This is a genomic window from Streptomyces chrestomyceticus JCM 4735 (assembly GCF_003865135.1).
Taxonomy (GTDB): domain Bacteria; phylum Actinomycetota; class Actinomycetes; order Streptomycetales; family Streptomycetaceae; genus Streptomyces; species Streptomyces chrestomyceticus.
Genome location: NZ_BHZC01000001.1, coordinates 7,025,436 through 7,045,322 on the forward strand (window position 1 = coordinate 7,025,436; position 19,887 = coordinate 7,045,322).

Below are 19,887 nucleotides of genomic sequence, written 5' to 3' on the forward strand. Positions count from 1 at the left end.
GTTGTTCAGGGGCGTGAGCCAGAACAATCAAGACAAAAAGAGCAGCGCCCGTGAGCGGCTGCAGGCCCAGCGCGAGAAGGAGAAGGCGCGCGAACGGCGCGGCCGCCAGTTGAAGGTCGCCGGGGCGGTGGTGGCGGTGCTGGCCGTCGCCGGCGGCGTCGGCGTCTGGGCCGCCTCCTCGGGCGGTGACTCCGGCAGCAGCGACAAGGTGGCCCTGCCCAAGGGCACCCAGGACAGCGACAAGCCCGCGGTGCCGGTCGGCAAGAAGGAGGCCCCGTCCACGCTCACGGTGTGGGAGGACTTCCGCTGCCCCGCCTGCGCCCAGTTCGAGAAGGGCTTCCGCGGTGCCATCCACGAGCTGGAGGACGCCGGACTGCTCAGGACCGACTACCACCTCGCGACGATCATCGACGGCAGCATGCGCGGCAAGGGGTCGGTCACCGCCGCCAACGCCGCGCTCTGCGCCCAGGACGCGGGCCGCTTCCGCGAGTACCACGATGTGCTGTACGCGAACCAGCCGCCGGAGCAGCAGGACCGGTTCGCGGACAAGAAGTACCTGATCGAGCTGGCCGGGAAGGTGAACGGGCTGGTCAGCGACACCTTCAAGCAGTGCGTCGACAAGGGCACCTACACGGACTTCGTGTACAAGTCCAACACCGCCTTCACCAACTCCGGCCACCAGGGCACCCCGACGGTCCTGCTGAACGGCAAGAACCTCGCGGAGGAGAAGAACCTCACCCCCGACGGGCTCAAGCAGAAGGTGCGGGAGGCCGCGGGGGACAAGAAGGCGGGCGGGGCGTCCGGTTCACCCGGGGCCGCCGGGGCCTCCGGGGGCAAGGCGTCCGGTATGAAGCCCGGCGGTGCGGGGGCCGAGCACGGAGCCGGCACGGCCGGCGCCTCGGCGGGCAGCGGGACCGGGCACTCGGCGGGCAGCGGCTCGGGCCACTCGGCGGGCGCCTCGGCCGGTACGGGTCAGGGTGCCGGGCAGGGGCCGGGGCCGGCCAAGGAGCCGGAGCCGGGTCGGGGTCCGGAGCGGGGCATGGTGCCGGGCAGGGGCACAGTGCCGGCGCAGACGCCGGGCATCCGGGCGGGAGTTCGGATCGGGTTCCTGCTCCCTGATCGGCTCCTGCTCGGCTCCTGATCGGTCCCTGATCGGCCCTTGACCGGCCTCTTGGGCGGCCCGCTCGACCGGCCCCCTCGACCGGCCCCCTTGACCGGTCTCTCGACCGGTCTCTTGGGTGGCTTCTCGACCGGCGCCGTGCGGGGGCGGCTCGGTGCGGTGCCTTTCACGCCGGACTCCGCCTTCGTGCTCAGGTCCGCGTTCGTGCTCGGGTTCGTGCCCGTGATCGGGTTCGCGCACAGGCCGGTGCCGGGCGAGCCCGGTCGCCGTCCGCGTTCCGGGCGCCGACCGGGCTTGTGTCCGTCCGGGACCGGGCCCATGACCGACCACTGACCAGGGCCGCGTTCACAGCGCCGACCGGGCCAGTGGCCAACCACTGCCCGGGCCCGTAACCGACCGCCGGCAGTGACGGTCGTTACACAGCCGTAGCCGGGTGGGTTGTCGCGGCGCCCACCTGGCGCGGTAGCGTCGTCCCTGCCATGGACCTCGCATTCATTCCCAGCCCGTCGACGGGCGTCGTACACCTCGGCCCGATTCCGCTGCGCGGGTACGCCTTCTGCATCATCATCGGCGTCTTCATCGGCGTCTGGCTCGGCAACAAGCGCTGGATCCAGCGCGGCGGCCGCTCCGGAACCGTCGCGGACATCGCCGTGTGGGCCGTGCCCTTCGGGCTCGTCGGAGGCCGCCTCTACCACGTCATCACGACGTACGAGCCGTACTTCGGCGAGGGCGGTCACCCCCTCAACGCCTTCAAGGTCTGGGAGGGCGGCCTCGGGATCTGGGGCGCCGTCGCGCTCGGCGCGGTGGGCGCCTGGATCGGCTGCCGCCGCCGCGGCATCCCGCTGCCCGCCTACATGGACGCGCTGGCGCCCGGCCTCGCCCTGGGCCAGGCGATCGGCCGCTGGGGCAACTGGTTCAACCAGGAGCTCTACGGCCGTGCCACCGACCTCCCGTGGGCGCTGAAGATCAGCGACGACCCGTCCATCGGCCGGGTCGGCGGCACCTACCACCCGACGTTCCTGTACGAGTCGCTGTGGTGCATCGGCGTCGCGCTGCTCGTCATCTGGGCGGACAAGCGCTTCAAGCTGGGCCACGGCCGGGCGTTCGCGCTGTACGTGGCGTCCTACTGCGCCGGCCGCGCCTGGATCGAGTACATGCGGGTCGACGAGGCCCACCACATCCTGGGCCTGCGCCTGAACGTCTGGACCGCGCTCATCGGCCTCGTCGTGTCCGTCGTCTACATCGTGGTCTCCGCGAAGAAGATCCCGGGCCGCGAGGAGGTCGTCGAGCCGGGCGCGCTGGACGCGGCTGCGGACGACACCGGGGCGGGGAAGTCCGGCGCCGAGACCACCAAGGCGGCACCCAAGACGCTCAAGGGAGCGCCCAAGGCCGCGGGCAGCGGCAAGGAGAGCGTGGCCGACGGTGCCGCGAAGCTGACGAAGGACGCCGGGTCCGGGAGCCGCAGCGGCAAGGATTCCTGACGCCAGTCCTTACGCACGGCGTCGCACCGCGTGGCACACGCCGAAGGCCGACAGAGGCCGCCCGGACCCAGCAGGGTCGGGGCGGCCTCCGCCGTTTCCGACGGTATGCGCGTCACGCGTCACGGGAATGTATTTCCCGCCCGGAATGCGGCCGGATCAGAAATGGGCAGCCAGGGGATATCCCCATTCCCGGTAGCGGCCGGTCACCGCGCTGCCGGTCACAGAATTTCGATGTCCTTCACCTTCGGCGGACGGTTGGGGTAGGAAATGTCAGTCCACCGGTTGACCCGCACCGAATCACCGTTGGCGTCGTAGTAGATCAGGTCGTTGTTGCCCGTGTAGATCCTGTCGACCCACCAGTTGCCGAAGCTCATCCGCCCGCGGTTGGCGTAGCAGTCCACGCTCTGGCTGTTACCGCTGTGCGACCAGATCTTCAGGAAGCTCTCCCCGCCGCGGCACTCGACCTTGTTGATGGCGAATGCGTTGCCGGTCGGCATGGTCACGGTGAACAGGGCAGCCGCGGCGAACGCCACGGCCACGGAACGCCCGACCCTTTTCGTCTTGGACAGCATGACTTCTCCTCAATTCGAATGTCGAACCGGAGGGCACGCGGCGACCGACGCACATCGCGGCGTGCCGAACGAATATCTGAACGACCCGGAACCGCGGTCATCAGATCGTCTCGTCCTGACAAAAAAGACGATCCTGTAAATCTCCTGTACATGGCAATCTTCTTCAGGGCCCCCGGCTGGAATACGCCCCCGATTGTCCGGATCGGCGCTATGTCATATGAGTTGTCGGCTTCGAACCTTAGTGTCAGCCAACGTGGCTGCCGTCGTAAAAGCCCTGCTCCGGGCCACTGCGGGCCACTCCGGGCCGGTCCCGGGTGGTTCAGCCGCCTGCCAGGGCTATGAGGAACCGCGTCTTCGCGTCGTCCCGCCGTGCGCAGATCCCGAGGGCCGCGTTGAGGACGCCCAGGGACCGGCACCAGCCCAGTACGCGGTCGGGGGACTGGCCGGGCACCAGGACGGCCAGTTCTCCGACCCGCTCTTCCAGCGCGGCGGGCGTCGTGACGCCGTCCAGCACCCAGTCCACCGCGTCGAAGTCGGGGTCGCCCCAGGCGGGTCGCGGATCGATGGCCACCATGCGGGAGCCCGGACCTGACAGCACATTGCCCGGGTGAAGATCACCGTGCACCAACGTCCGGGGCCCGTCGGAGGCGAGCTCCAGGGCCGCCCCCCGAGCCCGGCCGAGCACCGCCGGACCGAGCAGGCCGCTGGTGCCGGACGCCGCAAGCCTGCGGCTCGTCAGCCGGAAGAGGAAGTCGACCCGCCGCGCCAGAGGTTGCACCGTCGGGGGGCGTTCCGGCACTGGAGCGGGAGTCCGCAGATCCCGCAGCAGCGCCGCGACTTCCGGCAACCGCCAGTCCAGCCGTCTCGCCGGCACCCCCGGCTCCACGTCCTCAAGCAGCAGGGCACCGGCTTCGGCGTCCTGCGCCAGCAGCGTGACGACCGACGGTGTCCCCGCCCAGGCGGTCAGGGCTGCGGCCTCCTCGTGGGCGAGGGCGGGCTCCGGGGTGAGCTTGAGCCAGGCCGAGGTGCCGGTGTCACGGCGCAGGCAGCGGAACACCCGCGAGGTGCCGCCGCCGTTCGCCTCGACAAGCTCCAGGCGCCAGCGGGCGGTAAGGGTGCCGACGAGCTCCGGCAGGGCGTCGCACCAGGCGCGTACTGCGCCCCCGAACCGGACGACGAGTCGCTGCCGGACCTCCGGCGCGACCTCGGCCAACTCTCGCACCGCGACCCCCGCAGCCAGTTGATGCCGTCCGCTCATGTCCCCGCCCCTCTCATGCGTCGTCAGTCCGTACACCGGCAGCCCATACACCGTCGGTGAATCTGCGTTCAGCATCCCGCGCCGGACCTCCCCGCCGCATTGCGGTTTCCCGCAGCATCGTCTGCGGTTTCCCGCACCCCGCCGTGCCGCCCGGTGTGATCCACACCTCACCGTCGCCTGGGCCTCCCGTAAACCCGCAGGTCAGCGCAGTAAGTTCGGCCTTCCTTGCTAGCGCGGCGGGGTGTGCGGCGCATAGCTTCGAGGTGTTGGAGGGGGAAGCGCCGGCATCGGCCCACACCTCGCGAGAAGGGAACGGGTCCCCATATGTCTGTCATGGATGTCATGGACGCTTCGGCGCCCACGCACATAGCCCACCGCGACAACCACACCCACCGCGACGTGAACGGCGGCTGGCTGCGCCCCGCCGTCTTCGGCGCGATGGACGGACTGGTCTCCAACCTCGCCCTGATGACCGGCGTCGCCGGCGGCGCGGTCTCCCAGCAGACCATCATCATCACCGGCCTCGCGGGCCTGGCCGCGGGCGCGTTCTCCATGGCGGCCGGCGAGTACACCTCGGTGGCCTCCCAGCGGGAGCTGGTCCTCGCCGAACTGGACGTGGAGCGGCGGGAGCTGCGCAAGCACCCCAAGGACGAGCTGGAGGAGCTGGCCGCGCTGTACGAGTCGCGCGGCGTGGAGCCGGAGCTGGCCCGTGAGGTGGCCCGGCAACTGTCGAAGGACTCGGAGCAGGCGCTGGAGATCCATGCCCGCGAGGAGCTGGGCATCGACCCGTCCGACCTGCCCTCACCCGCCGTCGCCGCCGTCTCGTCCTTCGGCTCCTTCGCGCTGGGCGCCCTGCTGCCCGTCCTGCCGTACCTGCTGGGCGCCTCCCAGTTGTGGCCCGCGGTGCTGCTGGCGCTGGTGGGGCTCTTCGGGTGCGGAGCCGTCGTCGCGCGGGTGACGGCGCGGTCCTGGTGGTTCAGCGGTCTGCGGCAGCTCGCCCTCGGCGGCGCGGCGGCGGGTGTGACGTACGTCCTGGGCGCACTGTTCGGTACGGCCGTAGGCTGACCCTTCGCGCAGCAGTATGCGGACCCCCGTATAACTAAAGTGTTACCGGGCGGTTTGGTCGCGTGAAGGGCCGGGCATAAGGCCCAAGCGTTGCGGGCAATGTCGCCTGCTCGAAAACGACGCACACGACGCCGGTGGAGGCCGATCCGTCCGCCCGCGCCCCCGGTCCCCGCCACGAGTGGTGTCCGCATTCTGGAAGGCTCTATCCGCTTTTCGAGAAGCGAGCCATCCTGTAACCTGCACGAAATTTCGCGGAGGGCCAACGTCGTCCCTCGGCACTGAACATGCCACGACGACGTTGGGAGAGCCGATGCGTTCCGCGTCCACGCACTCCGCGACCACCGGCAGCGCCAGCGCCGCCCCCTGGTCGCCCATGGACGGGCGCCCCGCCCCGCAGGGTATGTACGACCCCCGTAACGAGCGCGACGCCTGCGGTGTCGGCTTCGTGGCGACCCTCACCGGCGAGCCCAGCCACGCCCTGGTCGAACAGGCCCTCACCGTCCTGCGCAACCTTGAGCACCGCGGCGCGACCGGCTCCGAGCCCGACTCGGGCGACGGTGCCGGCATCCTCCTCCAGGTTCCGGACGCCTTCCTGCGCGAGAGTGTCACCTTCACGCTGCCCGACGCCGGCGCGTACGCGGTGGGCATCGCCTTCCTGCCGTCCGTGGCCGAGGACGCCGCGGCCGCCGTCTCACGCATCGAGACGATCGCGTCCGAAGAGGGCCTGGACGTCCTCGGCTGGCGGGTCGTCCCGGTGGCCCCGCAGCTCCTCGGCAACGGCGCCCGTGCCACGATGCCCGCCTTCTCCCAGTTGTTCGTGGCCGACAAGCACGGCAAGGACACCGGCCTCGCCCTGGACCGCAAGGCGTTCGTGCTGCGCAAGCGCTCCGAGCGCGAGGCGGGCGTCTACTTCCCGTCCCTGTCGGCGCGCACGATCGTCTACAAGGGCATGCTGACGACCGGGCAACTGGAGCCGTTCTTCCCGGATCTGTCCGACCGCCGCTTCGCCACCGCGATCGCGCTGGTGCACTCCCGCTTCTCCACGAACACCTTCCCGAGCTGGCCGCTGGCCCACCCGTACCGCTTCGTCGCCCACAACGGTGAGATCAACACCGTCCAGGGCAACCGGAACTGGATGCGGGCCCGCGAGTCCCAGCTCGCCAGCAAGCTCTTCGCGGACGCCACCGGAGACAGCTCCAACCTGGAGCGCCTGTTCCCGGTCTGCACGCCGGACGCCTCCGACTCCGCCTCCTTCGACGAGGTCCTGGAACTGCTGCACCTCGGCGGCCGCTCGCTGCCGCACTCGGTGCTCATGATGGTCCCGGAGGCGTGGGAGAACAGCACCTCCATGGACCCGGCGCGACGGGCCTTCTACGCGTACCACTCCACGATGATGGAGCCCTGGGACGGCCCGGCCTGCGTCACCTTCACCGACGGCACCCAGGTCGGCGCGGTCCTGGACCGCAACGGCCTGCGCCCCGGCCGCTACTGGGTCACCGACGACGGCCTGGTGGTGCTCTCCTCCGAGGTCGGCGTCCTGGACATCGACCCGGCCAAGGTCGTGCGCAAGGGCCGGCTGCAGCCCGGCCGGATGTTCCTGGTGGACACCGCCGAGCACCGCATCATCGAGGACGACGAGATCAAGGCGCAGCTCGCCGCCGAGCACCCGTACCAGGAGTGGCTGGACGCGGGCCTGATCGAGCTGGCCGACCTGCCCGAGCGCGAGCACATCGTGCACACCCACGCCTCGGTCACCCGCCGTCAGCAGACCTTCGGCTACACGGAGGAGGAGCTGCGCGTCATCCTGGCGCCGATGGCCAAGACCGGCGCCGAGCCCATCGGCTCGATGGGTACGGACTCGCCGATCGCCGCCCTCTCCGAGCGCCCGCGGCTGCTGTTCGACTACTTCACCCAGTTGTTCGCGCAGGTCACCAACCCGCCGCTGGACGCCATCCGCGAGGAACTGGTCACCTCGCTGATCTCCTCGCTCGGCCCGCAGGGCAACCTGCTGGAGCCGACCGCGGCCTCCTGTCGCAGCGTCATGCTGCCCTTCCCGGTGATCGACAACGATGAGCTGGCCAAGCTCATCCACATCAACGCCGACGGCGACATGCCGGGCATGAAGGCTGTCACCCTGTCCGGTCTGTACCGGGTCTCCGGCGGTGGCGAGGCACTGGCCGCCCGGATCGCCCGGATCTGCGCCGAGGCCGACGCCGCCATCGAGGACGGCGCCCGCCTGATCGTGCTCTCCGACCGGCACTCGGACGCCGAGCACGCCCCGATCCCGTCCCTGCTGCTGACCGCCGCGGTGCACCACCACCTCATCGGCACCAAGCAGCGCACCCAGGTCGGTCTGCTCGTCGAGGCCGGTGACGTGCGCGAGGTGCACCACGTCGCGCTGCTCATCGGGTACGGAGCCGCCGCCGTCAACCCGTACCTGGCCATGGAGTCCGTCGAGGACCTGGTCCGCGCCGGTACGTTCCTGCCGAAGGACACCGACCCCGAGCCCGCGATCAGGAATCTGATCAAGGCGCTCGGCAAGGGCGTCCTGAAGGTGATGTCCAAGATGGGCATCTCCACCGTCGCCTCCTACCGGGGCGCGCAGGTCTTCGAGGCCGTCGGCCTGGACCAGGGCTTCGTGGACGCGTACTTCCACGGCACCACCACGAAGATCGGCGGCGCCGGCCTCGACGTGATCGCCAAGGAGGTCGCGGCGCGGCACGCCAAGGCGTACCCGGCCACCGGCATCGCCGCCACCCACCGCGCGCTGGACATCGGCGGCGAGTACCAGTGGCGCCGCGAGGGCGAGCCGCACCTGTTCGACCCGGACACGGTCTTCCGCCTCCAGCACTCCACCCGCTCGCGCCGCTACGACATCTTCAAGCAGTACACGGAGCGGGTGAACGAGCAGTCCGAGCGCCTGATGACGCTGCGCGGCCTGTTCTCCTTCAAGTCCGACCGTCCCTCGGTGCCGCTGGAGGAGGTCGAGCCCGCCTCGGAGATCGTCAAGCGCTTCTCCACCGGCGCGATGTCGTACGGCTCCATCTCCCAGGAGGCGCACGAGACCCTCGCCATCGCCATGAACCAGTTGGGCGGCAAGTCCAACACCGGCGAGGGCGGCGAGGACCCGGAGCGCCTGTACGACCCGGCGCGCCGCTCCTCGATCAAGCAGGTCGCCTCCGGCCGGTTCGGCGTGACCAGCGAATACCTGGTCAACTCCGACGACATCCAGATCAAGATGGCGCAGGGCGCCAAGCCCGGCGAGGGCGGCCAGCTCCCCGGCCACAAGGTCTACCCGTGGGTCGCCAAGACGCGGCACTCCACGCCCGGCGTCGGCCTGATCTCCCCGCCGCCGCACCACGACATCTACTCCATCGAGGACCTCGCCCAGCTCATCCACGACCTGAAGAACGCCAACCCGCAGGCCCGCATCCACGTGAAGCTGGTCTCCGAGGTCGGCGTCGGCACGGTCGCGGCGGGCGTCTCCAAGGCGCACGCGGACGTCGTCCTCATCTCCGGCCACGACGGCGGTACGGGCGCCTCACCGCTGACCTCCCTGAAGCACGCGGGCGGCCCCTGGGAGCTGGGCCTGGCCGAGACGCAGCAGACGCTGCTGCTCAACGGGTTGCGCGACCGGATCGTGGTGCAGACCGACGGCCAGCTCAAGACCGGCCGCGACGTGGTCGTCGCCGCCCTGCTGGGCGCCGAGGAGTACGGTTTCGCGACCGCGCCGCTGGTGGTCTCCGGCTGCGTCATGATGCGCGTCTGCCACCTGGACACCTGCCCGGTCGGCATCGCCACCCAGAACCCGACGCTGCGCGAGCGGTTCAGCGGCAAGGCCGAGTACGTCGTCAACTTCTTCGAGTTCATCGCGGAGGAGGTCCGCGAGATCCTCGCCGAGCTGGGCTTCCGCTCGCTGGAGGAGGCGGTCGGCCACGCCGGACTGCTCGACACCTCCAAGGCCGTCAAGCACTGGAAGGCGCAGGGCCTGGACCTGGCCCCGCTGCTGCACGTGCCCGAGCTGCCCGAGGGCGCCGTACGCCACCAGGTCACCGTCCAGGACCACGGCCTGGAGAAGGCGCTCGACAACGAGCTGATCAAGCTGTCCGTCGACGCGCTGTCCGCGGACACCGCCGAGGCCGCGCAGCCCGTACGGGCGCAGGTCGCGATCCGGAACATCAACCGGACCGTCGGCACCATGCTCGGCCACGAGGTGACCAAGAAGTTCGGCGGCCAGGGCCTGCCCGACGACACGATCGACATCACCTTCACCGGCTCGGCCGGCCAGTCCTTCGGCGCGTTCCTGCCGCCCGGCGTCACGCTGCGGCTGGAGGGCGACGCCAACGACTACGTCGGCAAGGGCCTGTCCGGCGGCCGGATCGTGGTCCGCCCGGACCGCGGCGCCGACCACCTGGCCGAGTACTCGACCATCGCGGGCAACACCCTCGCCTACGGGGCCACCGGCGGCGAACTGTTCCTGCGCGGCCGTGTCGGCGAGCGGTTCTGCGTCCGCAACTCCGGCGCCACGGTGGTGTCCGAGGGCGTCGGCGACCACGGCTGCGAGTACATGACGGGCGGTCACGCCGTCATCCTGGGCGAGACCGGGCGCAACTTCGCGGCCGGTATGTCCGGTGGTATCGCGTACGTGATCGACCTGGACCCGGCCAACGTCAACCGTGAGCTGACCGCCGCCGTCTCCACCGAGCTGGACGCCACCGACCGGCAGTGGCTGCACGACGTCGTGCGCCGCCACCAGGAGGAGACCGGCTCCACCGTCGCCGCGAAGCTGCTCGCCGACTGGGACGCCGCGCTGCCCCGCTTCAGCAAGGTCATTCCGGCCACCTACCAGGCAGTGCTCGCCGCCAAGGACGCCGCCGAGCGAGCCGGGCTCTCCGAGTCCGAGACCCACGAGAAGATGATGGAGGCGGCGATCAATGGCTGACCCCAAGGGCTTCCTGACCACCGGCCGCGAGGTCGCCAAGACCCGCCCCGTCGAGGAGCGCGTCCGGGACTGGAACGAGGTCTACGTCCCCGGCTCGCTGCTGCCGATCATCAGCAAGCAGGCCGGGCGCTGCATGGACTGCGGCATCCCCTTCTGCCACAACGGCTGTCCGCTCGGAAACCTCATCCCCGAGTGGAACGACTACGCCTACCGCGAGGACTGGACGGCCGCCAGCGAGCGGCTGCACGCGACCAACAACTTCCCGGAGTTCACCGGTCGCCTGTGCCCGGCCCCCTGCGAGTCGGCGTGTGTGCTGGGCATCAACCAGCCGCCGGTGACCATCAAGAACGTCGAGGTCACCATCATCGACAAGGCGTGGGACAGCGGGGACGTCACCCCGCAGCCCCCGGAGCGGCTGTCCGGCAAGACGGTCGCCGTCATCGGCTCGGGCCCGGCCGGCCTGGCCGCCGCCCAGCAGTTGACCCGGGCGGGCCACACCGTCGCCGTCTACGAGCGCGCGGACCGTATCGGGGGCCTGCTCCGCTACGGCATCCCCGAGTTCAAGATGGAGAAGCGCCACATCAACCGCCGGATCGAACAGATGCGGGCGGAAGGCACCAAGTTTCGTACAGAGGTGGAGATCGGCCGGGACATCGACGCCGCCAAGCTGCGCAAGCGCTACGACGCCGTCGTGATCGCCGCCGGTGCCACCACCTCCCGCGACCTGAAGGTCCCCGGGCGCGAGCTGAACGGCGTCCACTTCGCGATGGAGTACCTGCCGCTCGCCAACAAGGTGCAGGAGGGCGACCTGACCGTCTCCCCGATCACCGCCGAGGGCAAGCACGTCGTGGTCATCGGCGGCGGCGACACCGGCGCGGACTGCGTCGGCACGGCACACCGCCAGGGCGCGAAGTCCGTCACCCAACTGGAGATCATGGGCAAGCCGGGCGACGAGCGGAACCCGGACCAGCCCTGGCCGACCTTCCCGATGCTCTACAAGGTCACCTCCGCGCACGAGGAGGGCGGCGAGCGGCTGTACTCCGTCTCCACCACCCACTTCGAGGGCGACGAGGACGGCAACGTCCAGTGGCTGCACCTGGTCGAGGTGGAGTTCAAGGACGGCCGTCCGGAGCCGAAGCCGGGCACCGAGCGGAAGATCCCCGCGCAGTTGGTCACCCTGGCCATGGGCTTCACCGGCACCGACCAGGAGAACGGGCTGGTCTCACAGTTCGGACTGGAGCTGGACGCGCGCGGCAACATCGCCCGCGACGCCGACTTCGCGACCAACGTCCCCGGCGTGTACGTTGCCGGTGACGCCGGTCGCGGCCAGTCGCTGATCGTCTGGGCCATCGCCGAGGGCCGCTCGGCGGCCCGCGGTGTGGACCGCTACCTCGCGGGCGCCAGCGCGCTGCCCGCCCCCGTCAAGCCGACGGACCGCGCACTGACCGTGTAGCGGCCCCGGCTCACAGATGTCCCGTACAACGACGTGCGGAACACCCGCGGCGCCTGCCTCCCTCCCCGACCGGAGGGCAGGCGCCGCGATCCATGCCGTGCCGGATCACCGTCCGCTTTCGGGCACCAGCGAGCCGTCCGACGTGTGGGGGAGCACCCTGGCACGGGCCTCCCGGACCGGGCGCGCCGTGCCGTTGAGGTTCTTGTGCAGGGTGCGGGCCAGGTCTTCGATCGTGCGGACACCGGCGTCCATGCCCGGATGGTCCGCGGTCAGGACGACCATCCCGTAGTCATGCCCTCCACCGGTGACCGCGCCGACGCTGTGCACCCGCCAGCCGCCGCTGCTCCGTTGCAGCCAGCCGTTCTTGACGTGCACCTTCGCCCCGGCCGGAGCGCCGGCGGGCACGCCCCAGCGCTGCTCGGGCACCACCCGGCTCATGAGATCCAGGGCGTAGGCGCGGGAGGCGCCGTCGAGCACGGAGTTCTCGGAGGTGAGGAGCCGCAGCAGGGTGAGCTGATCGGCGGCGTTGATCTGGGTCAGGCCCCAGTACCCTTCCGTGTCCGGAACGGTGTTGTGCATTCCGGCGAGCCGCAGGAAGCTGTTTATCCGCCCGAGGCCGGCCCGCTTCCACAGTGTGGTGGTGGCGTCGTTGTCCGACGTCGTAATCATCTTTTCCGCGAGCTTTTTCTCGTCCGCGGTCAGAGCGCGCTGTTCTTCCTGGGCCTGCCGCAAGAGGGTGCCCAGCACCACGACCTTCACGACACTCGCCGAGTCGTACTGCCGCTCCGCGTCGTACGCGCACCGGGTGTCGCTCGTGCGGTCGTAGAGGGCGAACGAGGTATGGCCGGAAGTGTGCGCACCCAGCACCTGGCCGAGATCCTTCGAGAGCCGGTCGGCGAGCCCGGCCTTGGCGGAGGTGCAGGTCACCTTCGGGAGCGTCGGCTGCGCTCCGGTCGTCTCGGCGGCCGTTGCCGGGGCCGTGGCGGCGAGGAGTGAGGACAGGGTGGCGGTGAGCACCGTCACGGCGGAGAAACGCCGCCGGGTGGAATCCAGGGTGCGTATTCGATGGCGCAAAGTGTTCCTTCGTCTTTCTGCTCGTGTTCATCGACAGGGCGGGGAAAGGAGGTATTGCGTCAGGGGTGCTGCCGGGGCGTTGCCTGGGAAATGCGGTCGTTGCCCCGGCGCAGGCTGCCCGGTGCTGCGTACGTGCGCGTCGGTGAAGCGCAATTCACGCCGCTGGAGCATCCAGCATGAACGTTTCTGTGTCAATGGTGGAAATAACGCCGCAGTGGCCGCTTACCGGCCGCCGTGGGAGTCATGCGGACGCTCGCGCAACGGCGGGTGCTATTCCCCGACCTGTGTGATCCGGTCGTCGCCCAGACGCGACTGGACGTCCTGGAGGAGCAGTTTCAGGAGGCCCGCGAGCTGTTCCTGCTGGTCCGGCTTCAGGCCGCTGACCAGTTCGGTCTCCCGGTGGAGTACCTGGTCCACGGTCTCTTCGACGAGTGTGTGTCCGGCCGGGGTCAGCTCCACCAGCACCGTACGGAGGCGGCCCTCGCCCGGGTGGCGGGCGACCAGCCCCTCGCGCTCGGCGCGGGCGACGCGCTGGGAGATCGCGCCGGCCGTCACCATGGAGCGGGCCGCGAGTTCGCGGGTGCTGAGGGTGTACGGGGCGCCGGCGCGGCGCAGCACGCTCAGCAGGTCCAGGGTGGCGGTGTCCACCCCGGCGCGGGCCAGTACCCGGCGCCGGTCGTCGCCCAGCAGCTTGGCCAACTGCCACAGGGGCGTGACGATCGGGATGGACGAGACGGGCATGCCGGGGCGCTCGCGTTCCCAGGCGTCGGCGATCTGCTGGACCGGGTACGGGGCGTCCGCGCTTGCCATGGGCCCTCCTGCGGATGTTACGTTCAGGTCTAAATTCAGGTCTGAATTTAGACCTGAACGAACGACGTCGGGAGTCAGCTTATGTCACGCACCATCCTGGTCACCGGCGGCGCCACCGGCATCGGCCTGGCCGTCGCCCGGCACTTCGCCGCGCAGGGCGACGCGGTCGTCGTCACCGGCCGCCGTCCCGCACCCCTGGAGAAGGCCGCCGAGGAGACCGGCGCCCGCGCGGTCGTCTGCGACCACACCGACCCCGCCGCGCTGACCCGTCTCCTGGACGAACTGCCCGAGCGGATCGACGTCCTGGTCAACAACGCCGGCGGCAACACCGACCTGGACGACGCGCCGGGCGACGACCTCTCCTCGTACGCGCGGGCCTTCCGCGCCAACCTCGACGCCAATCTGCTCACCGCGGTGCTCACCACCAAGGCCGTCGAGGGCCGGCTCGCCGAGGGCGGGGCCGTGGTGCACATCGGCTCGATCGCGGCGTCCCGGGGAGCGGGTTCCCTGGGCGCGTACGGCGCGGCCAAGGCGGGGCTCACCACCTGGAACCTCGACCTGGCGAACACGCTCGGCCCGCGCGGCATCACCGCCAACGTCGTCTCGCCCGGCTACATCGAGGACACCGAATTCTTCCGGGACCAGCTCTCCGACGAGCGGCGGGCGTGGCTGGTGGACGCCACGGCCACCGGCCGGGCCGGGCGCCCGGAGGACGTCGCGGCGGCGGTCGCGTTCCTGGCGTCCGAGGGAGCGCGGCACATCACGGGGCAGGTGCTGAATGTGAACGGGGGCGCCGACAAGACGCGCTGAGGCGACGGCCACGAGGGTCGCCGAGGGTGAGGGTGAGGGGGTGGGGGCGCCGAGGGGAAGGGCGAGGGGGCGGGAGGCCGATGGACGTCAGCTCGTCTCCCCGTCCCGGTCCTCCTCCTCGACGAGGCGGGCCGGGAAGCCGCCCGTGGCGATCGGCCCCCACCGCAGCGGCGTCACCCGGATCAGCGACTTGCCCTGTGTGATCATCGCGGCGCGGTACTCGTGCCAGTCCGGGTGCTCGCCCGCGACGCTGCGGTAGTACGCGACCAGCGGCTCGACCGAGTCCGGCGCGTCCAGGATTTCCGCCTCGCCGTCGATCTGCACCCAGGGCCCGTTCCACTCGTCGGACAGCACGAGCACGCTCACCGAGGGCGCCCGGCGGGCGTTGCGCACCTTGGCGCGCTCCGGGTACGTGGCCATCACCAGCCGCCCGGAGTCGTCGACGCCGCAGGTCAGCGGCGATGCCTGGGGCGTGCCGTCGGAGCGCCGGGTGAGCAGGACCGCGCGGTGGCGGGGGCGTACGAACTCCAGCAGGCCGTCGAGGTCCACGCGGGTGGTGGTGGCGATGGAAGGACTCATACGGGTGAGCCTAGGGCGTGGAGTCCGCTCGAAGGGAGCGACGTTCCGGGAGCGGGCTCGGTCTGCCGCTTCCGCACTATTGACTAAAAGTCAGCCGGGAACGACGCTGCTGGGCAACCGTCGTAGCCGCACCTCGGGAGGACTGGTGGGTACAGGTTCGAGCACCGACGCACGGACCGGCGCGGGTGGGGACAGCGAGGCGTTCCGCGCCCTGACCGAAGCGCTCGGCGCCCCGGCGCCGCCCGGCCTCGCCGCTGCCGCGCCCGAACAACTCGGCGTACTGACGCGCGCGTTGCGCACCCGTAAGGAGAGCCGCGCCGCGGGCCTCAACGACGCGGCCGAAGAGGCCCTGAAGCTGGTGCCCGCCCTCGCCCGCGGCCCCGTGCGCCGCATCCTGTTCCGCTGACTCGGCCGACCGAACGGTGACCCCCATGGACACGCTCAGCAACCGCGCCGAGGCACAGAAGATCGCCCAGTTGCTCGATGTCCTGCCGGAGCAACTGGAGTTCCTGCACGGGCTGCCCGCCGAGGACGTACGGCAGCTCCGCGCCCGTACCGTCGACACGCTCTTCGACGACGTGCCGGACATGCTCGACCGGATCGCCGCCGCCACCAAGCTCGTACCGGCCGGGGCCGCCGCCGCGATCTCGCAGAAGGCGCTCGGGCCGCGGCTGGCCGCCTCCGTGGCCGGGCGGCTGGACCCCGGCCGCGCCGCCGACATCATCGAGAGGCTGCCGGTCGCCTTCACTGCCGAGTCCTGCGGCCACCTGGACCCCCGCCGGATCGCCGGGGTCGTCGACCGGCTGGACGAGGACCTCGTGGTCCGTATCGCCGTCGCCCTCGCCGAGCGCGGCGACCACCTGACGATGGGACGCTTCGTCGGCCATCTGCGCGACCGGGCCCTGGAGCGCATTCTCCAGCTCATCGACGACGAAGTGGTGCTGCGCGTCGGGTTCTTCATCGACATGCCGGAACGTCTGGACGCCATCCTGGAGCTGATGGGGAGGAACGGCTGGCCTCGGTGGTGGCCGCGGCCGGCAACGGCCTGTGGCCCGAGGCGCTGGCCGTGGCCGGACTGGCCGGGCCGGAACGGCGCGCGCGGGTGGCCACGCTCGCCGCCCGCCAGGACCCCGTACGGCTGGACGGGCTGGTCCGTACCGCGCACGAGCAGGGGCTGTGGGAGTCGCTGCTGCCGCTGGTGGCCCTGTTGTCCGGGGAGGACCGGCGCGCGGTCGCCGCCCTGCCGTCGCTGCGCGACGCCGAGGTCCTCGGCACGGTCGTCCGGGCGGTCGTCGCGACGGGGCTCTGGGCGGAGTTCCTGCCGCTGGTCGCGGAGTTGCCGCCGGAGTCGCGCAAGGTGGTGGCGGACACGGCGGGGGCGCTGCCGGACGCGGAGCTGGACGCGATGGTGCTGGAGGTCGAGAAGCAGGATCTGTGGGACGCGGTGCTGCCACTGGTGGAGATCATGGACGAGCCGGCCAAGGAGCGGGTCTTCGCGCTGCCGGCCTTCCGGGGGCAGGGGTAGGTCCCGTTCGGGGACGAGGTTCGCCGTCCGCTCAATCCGCCCTGGGCACAAAGCGGGTGGCTTCGTGAGGGCTGCCCGCTAGCGTCCGGACCATGACTCCGTCCCCCGCGTCTTCCGCGTCTCCCGACACCGGCCCCGTCCCGATCGTCCCCGATGTCTGGCAGTTGCCGTTCCCGGTGGGCCACGTCTACCTCGTACGGCTGTCCGACGGCGGTTTCGCGGCCGTCGACACCGGCGTCCCGGGCTCCGCCCCCGCGATCCTGGAGGCGGTGCACCGGCTCGCCGGGAAGCCGGACGCGCTGCGGCAGATCGTGCTGACCCACTCCCACGTCGACCACATGGGATCGGCCGCCGACCTGGTGGCCGCCACCGGCGCCCGCGTCCTGGCGGGCGCGGCGGACGCCCCGGCCGTCTCCGGTACCGCGCCCGAGCCGCCGCCGGTGCTCACCGCCGCCGAGGCGCCCCTGCTCGAACAGGTCCAGTCGGGCATGGCGGAGGCGGGCACGCCGCCGCTGAAGCACGTACGGGTGGATGTCGAGCTCCACGACGGCGACATCCTCGACGGCTGGCCCGGGCCCGCCCACGTCCTCCACGTCCCCGGCCACACACCGGGCAGTACGGCGCTGCATCTGCCTGCCGCCGGCGTGCTGTTCACCGGCGACCTCATAGGGACGGGGCCGGACGGCGGCCGGGTCGTCCTCGGCCCCTTCAACGTCGACCGCGAGGTGGCCGTCGCGTCCTTCCGGCGGCTGGCCGCGCTGCCCGGTGTGGACACGCTGTGCGTACCGCACGGCATTCCGGTCCGTACGGGCGCGGCGCGCGCTCTGGCCGCGGCCACGCCCGAGACCGACTGGCTGTGAGCCGGACGGCGCAAGTGCGGGGCCGCGGGCGCGAGGTCACGGGCGTACGGTCACCGGTGCCCCGTCACGCCTGCCGGGCTGCGTAGGCGACCGTCCTGAACGGCCAGTCCGCGGCCAGCCAGTCCCGTACCGCCTCGTACAGGGGCAGGTCCAGCTCGGCGCGGTCGGCCCGTACCCAGGAGCGGACCGTGGCGTCCGGGATTTCGATCGCTTCCGTCCGGGTATCACCATGCCCGTCCTCTACGGGGTAGATGTACACGCACCCGACCACCTCGGCGTCCGGTATCCCGATGACGGAGTACGTGAAGCCCGTACGCCCCTCGAAGTCCTGGGCGTGCTCCCGCAGGTCGCCGAGGTTCTCCTCCAGGGTCATCCCGGCCTCGGGCGGCCAGCCGCGGCCGGCGTACCCGGGGGTCGCCCTGATGTGCGTGATGCTGCTGGTCCAGGCGGCGTGGTCGGCGGCGTTGTGGTCCGGAGCGAGCGGTTCCAGCCGGAAGCGGCCGGTGGTCAGTTCTCTGGGGACGACGAAGTCGGCAGGTACGAAAGGCGGATGGCTCATGAGGTGAGAATAGGGTCCGGCGCGCTGCCCGACCGTGGCGCGGAACGGAACGGAAAGGCTTGTCCATGCAGTTGCACACCCAGGAGTGGGGTACCGGCGACCGGGTCGCGGTGCTGGTCCACGGCATCATGTCGGACCACCGGACCTGGCGCCGGGTGGGCCCCGCGCTGGCCGCGCGCGGCTACCGCGTCATCGCCGTCGACCTGCGCGGCCACGGCGCCAGCCCGCGCGGCCCGTACAGCGACGAGCTGTTCGCGGACGACCTGGTGGAGACCCTGCCCTCGGGCGTGGAGGTGGCCCTCGGGCACTCGCTCGGCGCGGTGGCGCTGTCGCTGGCCGCGGAACGGCTGCGCCCGCGGCGCGCCGTCTACTCGGACCCGGCCTGGACCCTCGGCAACACCGAGCGCCCGATGGACCCCGCGCTGTTCGTCGAGTTCAAGCGCGCCACCCACCAGATGATCCGGAGCTTCAACCCGCGCTGGGAGGAGGCCGACGTGGAGATCGAGATGGCGACGATCGAGGTGTGGGACCCGGACACGGCCCTGGCCCTGTCCGGCAACGACCTCCGGGAGCGCATACCGGAGCGGCCGGTGGTCCCCTCCCTGGTGCAGGTGGCGGGGGAGGGCTTCCTGTTCTCGGAGGCGGACAAGGAGCGGGTGGCGGCGCGCGGCTTCGAGGTCCGTACGGTCGAGGGCGCCGGGCACACCATCCACCGGGACGATTTCGACGGTTTCATGAAATCGCTGGACGGGTGGATCTGAGCGAGCGGCAGCCGGGTCTGTCCCGAGGGCGGCCGGGCTTCCTCCTGTGGCGGCCTGGCTTCTCCTGTTGGCAGCCGGATCTGCCCAGATGGCGTCCGGACCTGCCCAGATGGCGTCCGGACCTGCCCAGAAGGCGTCCGGACCTGCCCAGAAGGGCATCCGGACCTGCCCCGTAGGCACCCGGCTCCGCCCCCGGCGGCACTCCGCTGCCGGTTTTGGCACCTGATGTTCAATCTTGTACCACCAAGGGGTGGCTGGATGCGGCGGCGGGCGCCGGTCCGCGCCCGGGGCGCTTTGCCGCGGTCCGCGACGGCTGATTAGGGTGTGGTCCGTGGTAGTAGCAACCACCCGCCCCGGTCGGCCCGCGGACCGGCGACCCGAAATCCCCTGAGGCAGCACAGCGATGACCGAACCGGCGATACCGGCCCGGGGCCCCGCCGCCGCGCCGGAACGCCCCGCTCCGGTCTTCCCGCCGCCTGCCCGGCCGCTCACCGAGGAGCGCGTCACGGCCCTCGTACTGTCGTACCGTCAAACGCTGTTACGGTACGTCACCGGCCTGCTGCCCGCCGACTCGCAGCGTGCGGAGGACGTCGTCCAGGAGACGCTGCTGCGTGCCTGGCTGGAGAGCGACCTCTCCCGTGCGGGGAGCGCCCGGCACGAGGCCGGGTGGGAACCCGGTCTGCCCTGGCTGTTCAGGGTCGCCCGCAACGTCGTGATCGACTGGAGCCGGCGCGACCGCGCCCGGCCGGCCGTCCCGACCGGACTGCCGCCGGAGACGGCCGGCCCGGCGGACGAGGTCGCGCGCGTCGTGGAGCGGACGCACGTCGTCGAGTTGCTCGCCCAACTGTCCCGCCCCCATCGAGAGGTTCTGGTGTACACATACCTGCTCGGCTGTTCCGGACCCGACACGGCGCACGCGCTGGGCATACCGCCCGGCACGGTCAAGTCCCGGCTGCACCACGCGATGCACCGCCTGCGGCGGGCCGCCGCGCCCGACGCCCGGGACCGCGGATGAGCG

General features: G+C 71.2%; 17 protein-coding genes. 11 read left to right on the forward strand and 6 right to left on the reverse strand.

The window, feature by feature from the left end:
• The first annotated feature begins 13 nt into the window (after positions 1-13).
• Together EJG53_RS43430 and lgt are read left to right on the forward strand one after the other, a co-directional pair.
• On the forward strand, positions 14-1,141 hold the full coding sequence (locus EJG53_RS43430) for a DsbA family protein (RefSeq protein WP_125047628.1): 1,128 nt from the start codon (positions 14-16) through the stop codon (positions 1,139-1,141).
• Positions 1,142-1,599: 458 nt separating this feature from the next.
• Entirely contained in the window at positions 1,600-2,601 is a 1,002-nt protein-coding gene (lgt, locus tag EJG53_RS30810; RefSeq protein WP_125047629.1) for a prolipoprotein diacylglyceryl transferase, read from the forward strand.
• A 218-nt stretch (positions 2,602-2,819) separates the two neighbouring features.
• Here lgt and EJG53_RS30815 read toward each other — a convergent pair whose 3' ends face one another.
• Both EJG53_RS30815 and EJG53_RS30820 read right to left on the reverse strand, forming a co-directional pair.
• The gene (locus EJG53_RS30815) at positions 2,820-3,173 is read right to left on the reverse strand and encodes a beta/gamma crystallin domain-containing protein (RefSeq protein ID WP_125047631.1); all 354 of its coding nucleotides are present in this window, start codon (positions 3,171-3,173) and stop codon (positions 2,820-2,822) included.
• A gap of 319 nt (positions 3,174-3,492) precedes the next feature.
• Positions 3,493-4,431 (reverse strand): aminoglycoside phosphotransferase family protein, encoded by a 939-nt coding sequence (locus EJG53_RS30820; RefSeq protein WP_125047633.1) that lies wholly within the window; start codon positions 4,429-4,431, stop codon positions 3,493-3,495.
• A 333-nt stretch (positions 4,432-4,764) separates the two neighbouring features.
• Between EJG53_RS30820 and EJG53_RS30825 the strand changes: the two genes are divergently transcribed.
• The 3 genes from EJG53_RS30825 to EJG53_RS30835 all read left to right on the forward strand — a co-directional run bounded on the left by EJG53_RS30825 (position 4,765) and on the right by EJG53_RS30835 (position 11,891).
• Positions 4,765-5,496, forward strand: a complete 732-nt coding sequence (locus EJG53_RS30825; RefSeq protein ID WP_125049705.1) for a VIT1/CCC1 transporter family protein — start codon at positions 4,765-4,767, stop codon at positions 5,494-5,496.
• A 310-nt stretch (positions 5,497-5,806) separates the two neighbouring features.
• Positions 5,807-10,438, forward strand: coding sequence for a glutamate synthase large subunit (gltB, locus tag EJG53_RS30830; protein WP_125047635.1), 4,632 nt, complete (start codon positions 5,807-5,809; stop codon positions 10,436-10,438).
• Complete coding sequence (locus EJG53_RS30835; protein ID WP_125047636.1) at positions 10,431-11,891, forward strand: glutamate synthase subunit beta; 1,461 nt, start codon at positions 10,431-10,433, stop codon at positions 11,889-11,891. Before gltB ends, EJG53_RS30835 begins: the two co-directional genes overlap by 8 nt.
• Before the next feature lie 105 nt (positions 11,892-11,996).
• On the opposite strand, the gene EJG53_RS30840 is transcribed toward EJG53_RS30835, so the two are convergent.
• Together EJG53_RS30840 and EJG53_RS30845 are read right to left on the reverse strand one after the other, a co-directional pair.
• On the reverse strand, positions 11,997-12,965 hold the full coding sequence (locus tag EJG53_RS30840) for a serine hydrolase (RefSeq protein WP_244955410.1): 969 nt from the start codon (positions 12,963-12,965) through the stop codon (positions 11,997-11,999).
• A gap of 270 nt (positions 12,966-13,235) precedes the next feature.
• Positions 13,236-13,775: a MarR family winged helix-turn-helix transcriptional regulator gene (locus tag EJG53_RS30845; protein ID WP_125047638.1), complete on the reverse strand. Its 540-nt coding sequence runs from the start codon at positions 13,773-13,775 to the stop codon at positions 13,236-13,238.
• A gap of 81 nt (positions 13,776-13,856) precedes the next feature.
• Between EJG53_RS30845 and EJG53_RS30850 the strand changes: the two genes are divergently transcribed.
• On the forward strand, positions 13,857-14,585 hold the full coding sequence (locus EJG53_RS30850; protein ID WP_125047640.1) for an SDR family NAD(P)-dependent oxidoreductase: 729 nt from the start codon (positions 13,857-13,859) through the stop codon (positions 14,583-14,585).
• A gap of 87 nt (positions 14,586-14,672) precedes the next feature.
• On the opposite strand, the gene EJG53_RS30855 is transcribed toward EJG53_RS30850, so the two are convergent.
• The gene (locus EJG53_RS30855; protein WP_125047642.1) at positions 14,673-15,164 is read right to left on the reverse strand and encodes a PPOX class F420-dependent oxidoreductase; all 492 of its coding nucleotides are present in this window, start codon (positions 15,162-15,164) and stop codon (positions 14,673-14,675) included.
• A gap of 145 nt (positions 15,165-15,309) precedes the next feature.
• On the opposite strand from EJG53_RS30855, the gene EJG53_RS30860 reads away from it, so the two are divergent.
• The 3 genes from EJG53_RS30860 (at position 15,310) to EJG53_RS30870 (ending at position 17,549) form a co-directional block, all read left to right on the forward strand.
• A complete protein-coding gene (locus tag EJG53_RS30860) occupies positions 15,310-15,570 on the forward strand; it encodes a hypothetical protein (protein ID WP_244955411.1) in 261 nt (86 codons plus the stop codon).
• 615 nt (positions 15,571-16,185) lie between these two features.
• Positions 16,186-16,689 carry a hypothetical protein gene (locus EJG53_RS42885; protein ID WP_244955412.1) on the forward strand — a complete coding sequence of 168 codons (504 nt, stop codon included), beginning with the start codon at positions 16,186-16,188 and terminating at the stop codon, positions 16,687-16,689.
• A gap of 92 nt (positions 16,690-16,781) precedes the next feature.
• Positions 16,782-17,549: an MBL fold metallo-hydrolase gene (locus EJG53_RS30870; RefSeq protein ID WP_125047643.1), complete on the forward strand. Its 768-nt coding sequence runs from the start codon at positions 16,782-16,784 to the stop codon at positions 17,547-17,549.
• 64 nt (positions 17,550-17,613) lie between these two features.
• On the opposite strand, the gene EJG53_RS30875 is transcribed toward EJG53_RS30870, so the two are convergent.
• The gene (locus EJG53_RS30875; protein ID WP_125047644.1) at positions 17,614-18,108 is read right to left on the reverse strand and encodes a GNAT family N-acetyltransferase; all 495 of its coding nucleotides are present in this window, start codon (positions 18,106-18,108) and stop codon (positions 17,614-17,616) included.
• A 65-nt stretch (positions 18,109-18,173) separates the two neighbouring features.
• Here EJG53_RS30875 and EJG53_RS30880 point away from each other — a divergent pair, with 65 nt between their 5' ends.
• Complete coding sequence (locus EJG53_RS30880) at positions 18,174-18,869, forward strand: alpha/beta fold hydrolase (protein ID WP_125047645.1); 696 nt, start codon at positions 18,174-18,176, stop codon at positions 18,867-18,869.
• A gap of 403 nt (positions 18,870-19,272) precedes the next feature.
• Positions 19,273-19,884 carry a sigma-70 family RNA polymerase sigma factor gene (locus EJG53_RS30885; protein ID WP_125047646.1) on the forward strand — a complete coding sequence of 204 codons (612 nt, stop codon included), beginning with the start codon at positions 19,273-19,275 and terminating at the stop codon, positions 19,882-19,884.
• The last annotated feature ends 3 nt before the right edge of the window (positions 19,885-19,887 follow it).